Consider the following 12,646-nt stretch of genomic DNA (forward strand, 5'->3'; position numbering starts at 1 on the left):
TCCCTTCAGCCATTCGCTGCTCGCCTGTTCTTCGCATTCAGTGCCGCTGCAACACGGCTGACCGGTGGCCGGCCGAGCAGCCGGCTGATTTCGTTGGTGGCGGCCAGCAGTTTCGTCATGTCGACGCCGGTGCGGATGCCCATGCCTTCGAGCATGTAGACGACGTCCTCGGTCGCGACGTTGCCGGTCGCGCCCGGCGCGAATGGGCAGCCGCCGAGGCCGCCGGCCGCGGCATCGATGACGCGGACGCCCTCCTCCATGCCCGCATAGAGATTGGCCAGCGCCTGGCCGTAGGTGTCGTGGAAATGCATCGCCAGATGCGTCACCGGCACGTCGTCGCAGACAGCGCGCAGCATCTGCCTGGCCTTGAGCGGCGTGCCGACGCCGATCGTATCGCCCAGCGATATCTCGTAGCAGCCGAGGTCCCACAGCGCCTTCGCGACATCGGCGACGGCCTGCGGCCTGATCTCGCCTTCATAGGGGCAACCCAGCGCGCAGGAGACGTAGCCGCGCACCCGGATGCCGTCGGCCTTGGCGTGGGCGATCACCGGCTTGAAGCGCTCCAGCGACTCTTCGATCGAGCAATTGATGTTGGCGCGGGAGAAGCTCTGGGAGGCCGCGGTGAAGACCGAGATCACCTTGGCGCCCGCGGCGCGCGCCGCCTCATAGCCCTTCACGTTCGGCACCAGCACGTGGAATTCGCCGGGCAACGCGGCGACGCTGCGCATCACCTCGTCCGATCCCACCATCTGCGGGATTGCCTTGGGCGAGACGAAGGCGCCGACCTCGACCGTGGTCAGCCCTGCGTCCACCAGCGCACGGACAAAGGCGATGCGATCGGCCACGCTGATCGGCATCTTCTCGTTCTGCAGGCCGTCCCGCGGGCCCATTTCGATGATGCGCACGCTTTCGCTCATACCGACCTCTTCGGGTTCGAGGATCAGGCGGACGGTTCGAGGTCCGCCAGTTCGACGCCTTCCTGCACGATGTCGCCGACCTTGCACTTGATCGCCTTGAGCCGGCCTGCGAACGGCGCCCGCAGGGTCTGCTCCATCTTCATGACTTCGAGCGTCAGGATCGCCGCGCCCTTCTCCAGGACCGCACCTTCCTGCGCGAGCAGCGCCACCACGGTCCCCGGCAACGGCGCCACGATCTTGTCCTCGCCGGCCTGCTCCTCGTCGTCACCGCCGAACGGATCGATCCAATGCAGATCGAAACGGCCGTTGCGGGTTCGCAGGTACAGTTCGTGGCCCTCGATGACGGCCACCACATGGGATTTGACGCCGTCGCGCACAAGGTCGAAGCCGCCGTCGTCGGTCGGAAGTGCCGAGAACGAGGTCTCACGGCCCTCGATCGACAGGCGCTGCACGCCCGGACCATAGGCCAGCGTCACCGTCCGCGACTCCGCTGCGGCACCCTGGCGGAACGAGAACATGCGCTGCCGCAGTCCCACCGGCATCCAACCGGATGCGCGCCACGGCGATCCCTGCTCCTTCACGGCCACGGTCTGCTCGTCGATGAGAATGGCCGCGACGGCGGCACAGAGCTCGACATCGCCGGCCACCGCCCCTGATTGGGTTAGATGCGTTAGATGGCGCTCGATGAAACCGGTGTCGATCGCGTTCGCCACGACGTCGGGATGCGTCAGCAGCGCCGACAGGAACGGGATGTTGCTGACGATGCCGCGGACGTCGGTGTCCTCCAGGCCGCGGTTGAGCCGCTCGATCGCGACCTCGCGGGTCGGCGCCCAGGCAATCATCTTGGCGAGCATCGCGTCGTAATAGGGCGAGACCGCATCGCCCTCGCGATAGCCGGCATCGATGCGCAGGCCGCCGGTTTCAGCAGGAAGCCGCCAGGTCTTGATCGTGCCGACTGAGGGCATGAAGTTCTTGGCGGGATTTTCCGCGTAGACGCGGGCCTCAATGGCATGACCATGCAACCGGATCTGGTCCTGCGTCAGCGGCAGCTCTTCGCCGAAGGCGACGCGCAACTGCCATTCGACGAGATCGACGCCGGTGATCAACTCGGTGACGGGATGCTCGACCTGCAGGCGTGTATTCATCTCGATGAAGAACACGTCGCGGCCGTCGGAGACGAACTCGATGGTGCCGGCGCCGACATAGTTCACCGCGCCCGCCGCGCGCCTCGCCGCCGCGCAAACCGTCTCCCGCTGCTCCGGCGTCAGCGTCGGCGACGGCGCCTCCTCGATCACCTTCTGATGCCGACGCTGCAGGGTGCATTCGCGCTCGAACAGCGACACCAGATTGCCGTGGCTGTCGCCGATGATCTGCACCTCGATGTGGCGCGGGTTCTGGACGAATTTCTCGATCAGCACACGGTCGTCGCCAAACGCCGCCTTGGCCTCGCGCTTGGCGCTGGTGACGGCATCAGCGAGATCGCCGGCTGCATTGACCACGCGCATGCCGCGGCCGCCGCCACCGGCGGAGGCCTTGATCAGAACGGGAAAGCCGATCCGCGCGGCTTCATTGGCGAGCGTCGCCTCGTCCTGCGCCTCGCCGTGATAGCCGGGCACCAGCGGCACGCCGGCCTGCTCCATCAGGAATTTGGAGCCGGACTTGGAGCCCATCGCGGTGATCATCGCGGCCGTCGGCCCGACGAACACCAGGCCCGCGTCGAGACAGGTCTGCGCGAATTCGGCGCTCTCGGACAGGAAGCCATAGCCGGGATGAACCGCCTCGGCGCCTGTCTGCCTTGCAGCCTCGATCAAGCGCTCGATGTTGAGATAGGAATCGCGGGCACGCGCGGGGCCGAGCAGCACGGCTTCGTCGGCGAGCGCGACATGCAGCGCGTTGCGGTCGGCCTCCGAATAGACGGCGACGGTCTTCAACCCCATCGCGCGCGCCGTGCGGATGACGCGCACGGCGATCTCGCCGCGGTTGGCGATCAGGAGCTTGCGGAAACGGCGATACAATCCGGGACGAACCATGATCACATCCTGAACAGGCCGAACCTGGTCGGCTCGACCGGGCCATTGGCGGCGGCAGACAATCCGAGCCCGAGCACGAGGCGGGTATCGGCGGGATCGATCACGCCGTCGTCCCACAGCCGCGCCGTCGCGTAGTAGGGATTGCCCTGGGCCTCGTATTGCGCACGGATGGGGCTACGGAATTTCTCTTCCTCCTCCGTGGGCCAGCTCTCGCCCTTGGCCTCGATGCCATCGCGGCGGACCTGGCTCAGCACCATCGCGGCCTGCTCGCCGCCCATCACCGAGATGCGCGCGTTCGGCCACATCCAGAGGAAACGCGGCGCATAGGCGCGGCCGCACATGCCGTAATTGCCGGCGCCGTAGGAGCCGCCGATCACCACGGTGAACTTGGGAACCGACGCGGTCGCGACCGCCGTGACCAGCTTGGCGCCGTCGCGTGCGATGCCCCCGGCCTCGTATTTCTTGCCGACCATGAAGCCGGTGATGTTCTGCAGGAACACCAGCGGGATGTTGCGCTGGCAGCACAGCTCGATGAAGTGCGCCCCCTTCAGCGAGCTCTCGCTGAACAGGATGCCGTTGTTGGCGATGATGCCGACCGGATGGCCCCAGATATGCGCGAAGCCGCACACCAGCGTCTGGCCGTAGAGCTTCTTGAACTCGTCGAACTCCGAGCCGTCGACCACCCGCGCGATGATGTCGCGCACGTCGAACGGCTTGCGGCCGTCGACCGGCACGACGCCGTAGATCTCTTCCGCCGCATAGCGCGGCTCGCGCACCTCGCGCATGTTCAGCGCGCTGCGTGCGCCCGGCGGCTTCAGCGTGCCGACGATGCGCCGTGCGATGCCGATCGCGTGCGCGTCGTTCTGCGCATAGTGGTCGGTGACGCCCGACTGCCGCGAATGCACGTCGGCGCCGCCCAGCTCCTCGGCGCTGACCACCTCGCCGGTTGCCGCCTTCACCAGCGGCGGGCCGCCCAGAAAAATTGTGCCCTGGTTGCGCACGATGATGCTCTCGTCCGACATCGCCGGCACATAGGCGCCGCCCGCCGTGCACGAGCCCATCACGATCGCGATCTGCGGAATGCCGGCCGCCGACATCTGCGCCTGGTTGTAGAAGATGCGGCCGAAATGCCGCTCGTCGGGGAAGATCTCATCCTGCAGCGGCAGGAACGCGCCACCCGAGTCGACCATGTAGACGCAGGGCAGATTGTTCTGCCGGGCGATGTCCTGGGCACGCAGATGCTTCTTCACCGTCATCGGGTAGTAGGTGCCGCCCTTGATGGTGGCGTCGTTGGCGACGACGACGCATTCGCGGCCGGCAATGCGGCCGATGCCGGTGACGATGCTGGCCGAGTGGACGTCGCCGCCATAGAGCCCATGTGCGGCCAATGGCGACAGTTCGAGGAACGCCGTTCCGGGGTCGAGCAGCAGGTCGACGCGCTGGCGCGCCAGCATCTTGCCGCGCGACAGGTGCCGGTTGCGTGAGGCTTCGCCGCCGCCCTCGGCGACCTGCGCCAGCTTCATCCTGAGGTCGGCGACCAGCGCGCGCATGGCGTCGGCATTACGGGCGAAATCGGAGGACGATGGATCGATCGTGGAATGAAGCGTCATGACCGGCGTCTTCGTTGCGAGGCTGGAGGGGGAAGCCGTGGGAGCACGCGTCAGAGCGGTCGCGGCCGTCCAGGCCGCTGCGAGCCCGGGTGTACCATCTTTGCCCGCATGCTGTCCTCCCTGCCCGCCGGCGGCCCGGTTTGCGGCCATCCGTCCCTCTCGAATTAAACGATCATACGTTTTTAAATTCTATTCTCAAGCGGATTGTTGTAGGGTCCGGGGCGAGCAGCATTTGCTTGAGACCACGGAATTTTCAGACTTCACTACGGGACCCCCTACCGTGGCGGATCCGCCGCGATCGGCACCGGGACGGTCCAGCGAGGACGAGATGGCGCGCACGATCGGGTCACATGGTCCGACGACGATGGAGGCGATCCGCAAGGCCGGCCTGCGGCTGATCTTCCAGCACGGCTATGAGGCCATGAGCCTGCGCCAGCTCGCCGCCGAGGTCGGCATCCAGCCAGGCTCGCTCTACAATCACATCAGCACCAAGCAGGAGCTGCTGGCGGAGCTGATCCAGGACCACATCAACAACCTCCTGCGCGAGCTCGACCAGGCGCTGCGCGGCACCCAGGGTCCGGTCGAACGTCTCAGGGCGTTCGTCGCCTTCCACGTCGGCTATCACATGACCCGAAAGCGCGAGGTCTTCATCGCCAACTCGGAGCTGCGCAGTCTCGATCCCCGCAACTATGAGGCGGTGGTAGCGCTGCGCGGCGCCTATGAGCGTCGGCTGGCCGACATCCTCAGCGACGGTGTGGCGCAAGGCGTGTTCGACGTCGACGACATCCAGGTCGCGACCTTTGCCATCATCGCGCTCTTGACCGGGCTGTGCAGCTGGTACCGTCCGGGCGGCCGGCTCAGCAAGGAGACGATCATCGCGGCCCATGAGAAGCTCGTCCTCTCCGGCGTCATGCCGCGCACCGCCGGGCCTGCGCAGGCCGGCGGCGGCCGGCCTGATCACCCGACCGGCTGAACGGGCCGCGCCGATGGCTGGCAGCCCGGAGCTCGACGCGATCGATCGCAGGATCCTGGCGGAGCTCCAGGCCGACGGCCGGATCCGCATCAATGAGCTCGCCGGCCGGGTGGGGATCTCGCATCCGAACTGCCTGCGCCGCGTGCGGACGCTGCGCAATAGCGGCGTGATCAAGTCCATCCGCGCCAGCATCGACGAGCGGTCGCTGGGCTATGAGGTGGTAGCGTTCGTGTCGATTCAGCTCGACAGCCAGCACCAGACGGCGCTGGAGGCGTTCGAGGCCGCGATCGTACCGTTGCCCTGGGTCCAGCAATGCTGGCGGCTGTCGGGAGATGCGGATTTTCTGCTGAAATGCGTGTCGACCGGGGTCGAAGGCATGAGCCGCCAGCTCCGCCAGTTCGCCGCCCTGCCCGGCGTCCGGTCCATCAGGAGCTTCCCGGTGCTCGGCCTGTCCAAGGACGCGCCGCTGCCCATCCCCGGCGGGCTGCTGAACGGATGATGGCCGTGTCGGCCCCTCAATGCGTCCAAGGCTCGCCGCGGCGGAACGAGAAATTGTCGGCATAGGCGATCTGCCGCTTCACCGGCTCCTTCGGCTCGATCACCTCATAGGGAATGCCCTTGCGTTCGCAATAGGCGATCGCCTCGTCCTTGGTGTCGAAGCGCAAGGTGACCTGCTGCTTCATGTCCGAAGAGGATGTCCAGCCCATCAGCGGCTCGACCGAACGCGGCTGCTCCGGCTCATAATCCAACTGCCAGTCCCGGGTCTTGGCCTTGCCCGATTGCATCGCGTTCTTGGCGGGCTTGAAAATGCGTGCGGTCATTGCTGGGAGAGCCCCTGGAAGCTGCGGTCGTCATGCGTTTGGCGGAAACGGCCGGGATGGGTTACAGGCAAGCTTCAGCACGGAACGGTGATTCCCATCCTGGACATGACCGTTTATCGTGCTCCGTATAGTCATTCTGCCGTCCCGTGACAATCTCGGTCGACTGCCACGGCGCCTCTGCCCCCCGACGTTTTCCATTCAAAACAGTGCGTTGAAGCGGCCATGAAAATCAATGCCACGCTGCCCGAGCGAGGGCGCGACCTTCGGCTCGACCTGTTTCGCGGAATCGCCAACTGGGCGATCTTTCTCGATCATATCCCGGACAATGTGGTGAACTGGATCACCACGCGGAATTACGGCTTCAGCGACGCCGCCGACCTGTTCGTGTTCATCTCCGGCTATACCGCCTCGTTCGTCTATGCGCGCATGATGATCGACCGCGGCTTCATCGTCGGCGCCACCCGGCTGTTCAAGCGGGTGTGGCAGCTCTACGTCGCCCACATCGTGCTGTTCGTGATTTATATTGTGGCCATCAGCTATCTGGCGACGCGCTTCGGCGTCTCCGAGATCATCGACGAGTTCAACGTCGCGGGCCTCGTCGACCACGCCAGCGATACGCTGGCCCAGGGGCTGATCCTGAAGTTCAAGCCGGTCAATCTCGACGTGCTGCCGCTCTACATCGTGCTGATGGGCTTCTTCCCGCCGGTGCTGTGGATGATGCTGCGCCAGCCCGACCTGACCATGATCGCCTCGATCGTGCTCTGGCTCCTGGCGCGGCAGATGGGCTGGAATTTTGCGGCCTACCCGGCCGGCACCTGGTACTTCAATCCGTATTGCTGGCAGGTGCTGTTCGTGTTCGGCTCATGGTGCGCGCTCGGCGGCGCCCGCCGCTCGATGGGCATCATCATGGCGCCGGCCACGCTCTATTTCTGCATCGCCTATATGGTGCTCGCACTGGTCATGACGATGGCCGGCCGCTTCCCTGAGCTCGGATCGATGTTTCCGAACTGGCTCTATTCGGCCTTCAATCCCAACGACAAGACCAATCTCGCGCCGTACCGCTTCCTGCATTTCGTGGTGATCGTCATTTTGGTCATCCGTTTCGTGCCGAAGGAATGGCCGGGCCTGGAGTGGAAGGCGCTCGATCCCCTCGTCGTCTGCGGCCAACAGTCGCTGGCGGTGTTCTGCGTCGGCGTGTTCCTGTCCTTCATCGGCCACTTCACCCTGATGCTGAGCTCAGGTTCGCTGCTGGCGCAGATTCTCGTCAGCGCGGCGGGCATCGCGATCATGACCACCGTGGCCTACTACATCTCCTGGTCGAAGCGGCAGGACAAGCCGCTGCCGAAGCCGCCTGCGCCGAAGTAACCCCCGCACATCAGGGGCGCGGGGGTGGTTCCCGCGTCCGTTGACCTGCATCAAGCCGGCCACGATCGGGCTCGCTAAGGTTTGCATCACAAAGGGTGCCGCCTTCCGCGGCGCGCGTTCCCTGGCGAACGCACAAGGCCGCCACGCGGCGATTTGCTGACAAGGACCAGAACATGCCGACTCATTTCCATGCCGTCGTGTGGCTCGATCACAGCGAGGCCAAGGTGTTCCATATCGGACTGACCGGTGCCGACGAGCTGACGCTGCATCCACACCTGCAGACCAAGCATCTGCACCACAAGGCCAACGAGATCGGCAGCGGCCACGCGGCGCCCGACAAGAATTTCCTCGAGGAGGTCGCGCACGCGCTCGATGACGCCGGCGAGGTCCTGATCATCGGTCCGGCCAGCGCCAAGACCGAGCTTGCCAAGTACCTGCACGAGAAGCATCCTGCGGTCGGAAAGCGCATCGTCGGCGTCGAGGTTGCCGATCACCCGACCGATCGCCAGATCGTCGCCTATGCCAAACAGCACTTCAAGATGGCTCCGCCCCGCGTGGCGACTGGCACTGCGGGCTAAGTATAGCCTTTCTCCCGTCGCAGGGTCCGTTCGATCATGGACATGCTGACGCCGGACCAATCCAATGCCATTGCTGCCACGCCGGCCATCGATCGCGGCCGGCGTCGTTTTCCGTGGCGCGGCCTGCTCTCGATCATCCTGCTGTTCGGCGCACTGGCTGGGTTTGCCGTATGGTGGATGCGTGGACCGCTCATCGCGACCGCCCGCATCACTCGCGGCACGGCGGCCGAGATCGTCTATGCAACCGGCGCGGTGGAGCCGGAGACGTGGTCGCGGAGCACGCCGCTGGTCCGCGGCCGCATCGTCGAGCGCTGCCGCTGCGAGGGCAAGCTGGTCAAGGCCGGCGACGTGCTGGCGCGGCTCGACGACAAGGAGGCGCTGGCCACCTTGAACGATCTGCGCGCACAGGAGGAATTCCAGCGCCTCGAATTCGAGCGGCAGACGCAGCTACTGGCGCGCGGCGCGGCCACCTCGCAAGCGTACCAGCGCTCCGAAAGCGATCTCGCCCGCATCCGCGCCCAGATCGCGGCCCAGACCCAGCGCCTCGACTACTTCAAGCTGGTGGCGCCGATGGACGGCGTCGTCCTCAAGGAGGACGGCGAGGTCGGCGACATGGTCGATCCCGGCACCATCCTCTACCGCGTCGGCCTGGAGAAGCCGCTCTGGGTCGTCGCCGACGTCAACGAAGAGGACATCCCCCGTGTCCAGGTCGGCCAGAAGGCGCTGCTGCGCGCCGATGCGTTCGGCAACCAGGCGCTGCCCGGGACGGTGAAGCAGATCACGCCGGCGGGCGATCCCGTGGCGAAGACGTTCCGCGTGCGGATCGGCTTGCCCGACAACACGCCGCTGCGCGTCGGCATGAGCGTCGAGGCCAACATCGTCAGCCGCGAGACGGCCGACACGCTGCTCGCGCCGGCCAATGCCGTCGTCAACAACAGCCTCATGGTGATCGAAGGCGGCCGTGTGCATCGGCGCGCGGTGCGGATCGGCATCCGCGGCTCCGCGGCGGTCGAGATCCTCGACGGCGCCCGCGAAGGCGAGCTGGTCGCGGCGCCCGCGACCGCCGACATCAAGGACGGCGAGCGGATCCGCGTGATCGAGCCCGAGACGTCCGCGCCATGAGCCTCGTCCTGACCATCGCCTGGACCCATGTGCGCCATCGCGCCCGCCAGACGCTGGTCGCAATCGCCGGCGTGATGACTGGCGTGGCGTTTTCGGTGATGATGGCGGCGATGATGGAGGGCTCCCAGGACGACTTCATCCGCACGCTGGTCGACGCGCTGCCGCACATTTCGATCACCGACGAGCTGCGCCAGCCGACCCGCCAGCCGGCCGACCTGGTCTATGCGGCGGCCGAATTCCACCGGTTGACCCCGAACGTCCGCCGCCCCGGCATCAAGAACCCGATGGCCACCATTGCCTCGCTGCAGGGCTGGGTGCCGGGCGCGCTGACGGCGTCGGTGCAGTCAAAGGCCGTGCTGCGCTTCGCCGGCCGCAACCTGACGGTCGCGATCATCGGCATCGATCCGCGCACGGAGGGCCAAGTCTCGACGCTGCCGAGCCACATGCGGCAGGGCAATCTCAATTCGCTGTACCGGTCCTCGCACGCGATCCTGCTCGGCGACCGGCTCGCGGCCAAGATCGGCGCGCGGGTGAACTCCAACATCACGCTCGCCTCGGCCCAGGGCATCAGCATGAACGCGACCGTCGTCGGCACCTTCCATTCCGGCTTCCGCGGCACCGACGAGACCACCGGCTACGTGCTGCTGCGCACCGCGCAGATCCTGGAGCGCCAGACCGGGATCATCAACGAGATCCGCGTCCGCACCAACGATCCGATGCAGGCGCGCCTCATCAGCGAGCGCATCGGCGAGCAGACCGGCTACAAGGCGGTCTCCTGGCAGGAGGCGCAGGAGGATCTGCTGGCGGCGATCACGCTGCGCAACGTGCTGATGTACACCATCGTCGGCGCCATCCTGCTGGTCGCGAGCTTCGGCACCTACAACATCATCTCGACCATCACCCACGAGAAGACCCGCGACATCGCCATCCTCAAGTCGCTCGGCTTCCGCGACCGCACGGTCCGCGCCATCTTCATCGTCGAGGCGCTGTTCATCGGCCTCACCGGTGCCGCCCTCGGCTGGGCGCTCGGCTACCTGCTTACCCGCGGGCTCGCCTCGCTCGAGTTCAAGACGCCGTTTTCCGACTACAATCATCTGCCCGTGCTGTATTCGCTGAAGCACTATCTGCTGGCGGGCGCGGTCGCGCTGGTCTCCAGCGCCGTCGCCGGCTACTTTCCGGCCCGGGCCGCGGCGCGGTTGCATCCGGTCGACATCATCCGGGGCGCGACGTGAGCCCGCCCCTGATCGAGGCGCGGCAAGTGACCAAGGTGCTGCCCGGCGAGGTGCCGGTGACGCTGGTCGCCGACATCGATCTCGTGATCCATCCGCGCGAGCTCATCGCCATCACCGGACCGTCGGGCTCGGGAAAATCCTCCCTGCTCTATCTGCTTGGCCTGCTCGACCTGCCGAGCCAGGGCGACGTGCTGATCGACGGCCGCTCGACGACGGGCATGAACGAGGATGAGCGCGCCGAGGTGCGGCTGTCGCGGCTCGGCTTCGTCTTCCAGTTTCATTTCCTGCTGCCGGAGTTCTCGATCACCGAGAACGTCGCGCTGCCGATGCGCGCGCTGGCCCGGCTGTCGCCACGCGCGGTCACCCAGCGCGCCGAGGAGCTGCTGGCGTCGCTCGGCCTCGCCGATCATCTGCGCAAGACGCCGGACAAATTGTCCGGCGGCCAGCGTCAGCGCGTGGCGGTGGCGCGCGCGCTCGCCAACGATCCGCCGGTGATCCTCGCCGATGAGCCGACCGGCAGCCTCGACACCGCCGCGACCGCGCAGGTGTTCGGCATCCTGCGCGATCTCGTCACGCTGCGCGGCAAGACCGTCGTCGCGGTCACGCACGATCTCAACCTCGCCGCTCAGATGCACCGGCGCGTGCACATCATCGACGGCCGGCTGGCGCAGGACGAGCTGGCGCGCTGATCCGCCCGCCGCGACCTCGGCACGGCCGACGCGCGAACCGCCTCCTGCGCCTGATTTGATTTAGCGCAAAGACGCGAGATTTCGATTCAGAGGATGCTGACGACCAGCGGATGTTCCTTCCCCGGATTCACCCGCACACTTCGGATGCTCCCGGGTTTTGCCGCTGCGGGAGCATCCGAATTTTTTTATCGGCCCAGCCGCGCTCGCGGTCGCTCGGCCGATTGAGCGCTGGCGGCCTGGCCGAAATCTTTCTCGCTATCGTGAGTATCGCGCCAGCTATCAGGCCCCGCCTGAGAAAGCCGCGCCGCTGCGGAGATGGTCGGGGCAGCTGGATTCGAACCAACGACCTGCAGTACCCAAAACTGCCGCGCTACCAGGCTGCGCTATACCCCGATGTTCTCAAGGACCATTGTCCTGGAGGACCCGTCACTACACGGTCGCGGCCTCCGCAGCAAGACCGCGGCCCGGTCCGTGAAGCGGAGCCGACATGAAAACGGCCCCAGGAAGCGCCGTTCCAGGGGGCCGTCAAATACCGTGGTCGCAGGAAGCATCCGCTCAGTGCGAGGACAATGCCGGCGAGCCCGTCTCGGGGTGGATCTCGGCCGCCATCATGCCCTTGGAGCCGGGCCCGTAGCGGACCAGCACCCATTGGCCGGGGCGCAACTCGGTCATGCCGTAGCGGCGCAGGGTCTCCATGTGGACGAAAATGTCCGGGCTGCCTTCCCCGCAGGTCACGAAGCCGAAGCCGCGCAGCCGGTTGAACCACTTGACCTGGGCTCGCTCCAGCCCGCTGGTCGGCGTCACCGTCACATGGGTGCGCGGCGGCAGCATCTGCGCCGGATGGATCGCCGTCGACTCGTCCATCGAGACGATGCGGAACGCCTGGTAGCCCTTGGAGCGCTGCACGCACTCCACCACCAGGCGAGCACCTTCATAGGCGGTCTGGTATCCGTCGCGCCTGAGCACCGTGACGTGCAGCAGCACGTCCGGCCAGCCATTGTCGGGAACGATGAAACCGTATCCCTTCGAGGCGTCGAACCATTTGATGACACCGCTGATTTCGACGAGGTTCTCGCCAAGACCGGTCATCGCATCGATTGCCGAGTCGCGCGCGACGCCGGTTTGATATTCCGCCCCGAGCCGGGTTGGTGTCGATACACCAACGACCGGCATCCCAAGCTTCTTGGACTCAAATCCGTCCGACCCCATAACCCCGGACCTCACATATGAATTGTGAGCCGCCACCCCTGCAACGGCGCCCTCATACACGTGCTCACCACCTATACCCACGATGAGTCACGCGAATCTC

General features: G+C 66.2%; 12 protein-coding genes and 1 tRNA gene. 7 read left to right on the forward strand and 6 right to left on the reverse strand.

The window, feature by feature from the left end:
• Window positions 1–5: 5 nt before the first annotated feature.
• From QX132_RS00360 to QX132_RS00370, 3 genes are read right to left on the reverse strand one after another with little or no spacing between them, the layout of a single operon-like run.
• Complete coding sequence (locus QX132_RS00360) at window positions 6–917, reverse strand: hydroxymethylglutaryl-CoA lyase (protein WP_316159823.1); 912 nt, start codon at window positions 915–917, stop codon at window positions 6–8.
• Window positions 918–940: 23 nt separating this feature from the next.
• A complete protein-coding gene (locus QX132_RS00365; RefSeq protein ID WP_316159824.1) occupies window positions 941–2,947 on the reverse strand; it encodes an acetyl/propionyl/methylcrotonyl-CoA carboxylase subunit alpha in 2,007 nt (668 codons plus the stop codon).
• A gap of 2 nt (window positions 2,948–2,949) precedes the next feature.
• Entirely contained in the window at window positions 2,950–4,557 is a 1,608-nt protein-coding gene (locus tag QX132_RS00370; RefSeq protein ID WP_316159825.1) for a carboxyl transferase domain-containing protein, read from the reverse strand.
• A 328-nt stretch (window positions 4,558–4,885) separates the two neighbouring features.
• Between QX132_RS00370 and QX132_RS00375 the strand changes: the two genes are divergently transcribed.
• Window positions 4,886–5,530: a TetR/AcrR family transcriptional regulator gene (locus QX132_RS00375; protein WP_315737870.1), complete on the forward strand. Its 645-nt coding sequence runs from the start codon at window positions 4,886–4,888 to the stop codon at window positions 5,528–5,530.
• A gap of 13 nt (window positions 5,531–5,543) precedes the next feature.
• Window positions 5,544–6,029, forward strand: a complete 486-nt coding sequence (locus QX132_RS00380) for an Lrp/AsnC family transcriptional regulator (protein WP_315772148.1) — start codon at window positions 5,544–5,546, stop codon at window positions 6,027–6,029.
• 16 nt (window positions 6,030–6,045) lie between these two features.
• On the opposite strand, the gene QX132_RS00385 is transcribed toward QX132_RS00380, so the two are convergent.
• A complete protein-coding gene (locus QX132_RS00385) occupies window positions 6,046–6,351 on the reverse strand; it encodes an ETC complex I subunit (RefSeq protein WP_315737868.1) in 306 nt (101 codons plus the stop codon).
• Window positions 6,352–6,573: 222 nt separating this feature from the next.
• Between QX132_RS00385 and QX132_RS00390 the strand changes: the two genes are divergently transcribed.
• The 5 genes from QX132_RS00390 to QX132_RS00410 all read left to right on the forward strand — a co-directional run bounded on the left by QX132_RS00390 (window position 6,574) and on the right by QX132_RS00410 (window position 11,337).
• Window positions 6,574–7,716: an OpgC domain-containing protein gene (locus QX132_RS00390; RefSeq protein WP_315755528.1), complete on the forward strand. Its 1,143-nt coding sequence runs from the start codon at window positions 6,574–6,576 to the stop codon at window positions 7,714–7,716.
• 173 nt (window positions 7,717–7,889) lie between these two features.
• On the forward strand, window positions 7,890–8,294 hold the full coding sequence (locus tag QX132_RS00395) for a translational machinery protein (RefSeq protein WP_316159826.1): 405 nt from the start codon (window positions 7,890–7,892) through the stop codon (window positions 8,292–8,294).
• A gap of 42 nt (window positions 8,295–8,336) precedes the next feature.
• Window positions 8,337–9,416, forward strand: a complete 1,080-nt coding sequence (locus tag QX132_RS00400; RefSeq protein WP_315772151.1) for an efflux RND transporter periplasmic adaptor subunit — start codon at window positions 8,337–8,339, stop codon at window positions 9,414–9,416.
• The gene (locus tag QX132_RS00405) at window positions 9,413–10,648 is read left to right on the forward strand and encodes an ABC transporter permease (RefSeq protein ID WP_315785292.1); all 1,236 of its coding nucleotides are present in this window, start codon (window positions 9,413–9,415) and stop codon (window positions 10,646–10,648) included. Before QX132_RS00400 ends, QX132_RS00405 begins: the two co-directional genes overlap by 4 nt.
• Window positions 10,645–11,337, forward strand: coding sequence for an ABC transporter ATP-binding protein (locus QX132_RS00410; protein ID WP_315785289.1), 693 nt, complete (start codon window positions 10,645–10,647; stop codon window positions 11,335–11,337). The genes QX132_RS00405 and QX132_RS00410 overlap by 4 nt, the downstream gene beginning before the upstream one ends.
• A gap of 316 nt (window positions 11,338–11,653) precedes the next feature.
• Here QX132_RS00410 and QX132_RS00415 read toward each other — a convergent pair.
• Together QX132_RS00415 and QX132_RS00420 are read right to left on the reverse strand one after the other, a co-directional pair.
• Window positions 11,654–11,730: transfer RNA gene (locus QX132_RS00415), tRNA-Pro, on the reverse strand.
• A gap of 162 nt (window positions 11,731–11,892) precedes the next feature.
• Entirely contained in the window at window positions 11,893–12,546 is a 654-nt protein-coding gene (locus QX132_RS00420) for a cold-shock protein (protein WP_315737862.1), read from the reverse strand.
• Between the last annotated feature and the right edge of the window lie 100 nt (window positions 12,547–12,646).

This window comes from Bradyrhizobium sp. SZCCHNRI20481 (assembly GCF_032485055.1).
Taxonomy (GTDB): Bacteria; Pseudomonadota; Alphaproteobacteria; order Rhizobiales; family Xanthobacteraceae; genus Bradyrhizobium.

Coding starts and splice junctions, on each gene's coding strand:
- QX132_RS00360 (WP_316159823.1), bottom strand. CDS start 917: ATGAGCGAAAGCGTGCGCATCATCGAAATGGGCCCGCGGGACGGCCTG.
- QX132_RS00365 (WP_316159824.1), bottom strand. CDS start 2,947: ATGGTTCGTCCCGGATTGTATCGCCGTTTCCGCAAGCTCCTGATCGCC.
- QX132_RS00370 (WP_316159825.1), bottom strand. CDS start 4,557: ATGACGCTTCATTCCACGATCGATCCATCGTCCTCCGATTTCGCCCGT.
- QX132_RS00375 (WP_315737870.1), top strand. CDS start 4,886: ATGGCGCGCACGATCGGGTCACATGGTCCGACGACGATGGAGGCGATC.
- QX132_RS00380 (WP_315772148.1), top strand. CDS start 5,544: ATGGCTGGCAGCCCGGAGCTCGACGCGATCGATCGCAGGATCCTGGCG.
- QX132_RS00385 (WP_315737868.1), bottom strand. CDS start 6,351: ATGACCGCACGCATTTTCAAGCCCGCCAAGAACGCGATGCAATCGGGC.
- QX132_RS00390 (WP_315755528.1), top strand. CDS start 6,574: ATGAAAATCAATGCCACGCTGCCCGAGCGAGGGCGCGACCTTCGGCTC.
- QX132_RS00395 (WP_316159826.1), top strand. CDS start 7,890: ATGCCGACTCATTTCCATGCCGTCGTGTGGCTCGATCACAGCGAGGCC.
- QX132_RS00400 (WP_315772151.1), top strand. CDS start 8,337: ATGCTGACGCCGGACCAATCCAATGCCATTGCTGCCACGCCGGCCATC.
- QX132_RS00405 (WP_315785292.1), top strand. CDS start 9,413: ATGAGCCTCGTCCTGACCATCGCCTGGACCCATGTGCGCCATCGCGCC.
- QX132_RS00420 (WP_315737862.1), bottom strand. CDS start 12,546: ATGGGGTCGGACGGATTTGAGTCCAAGAAGCTTGGGATGCCGGTCGTT.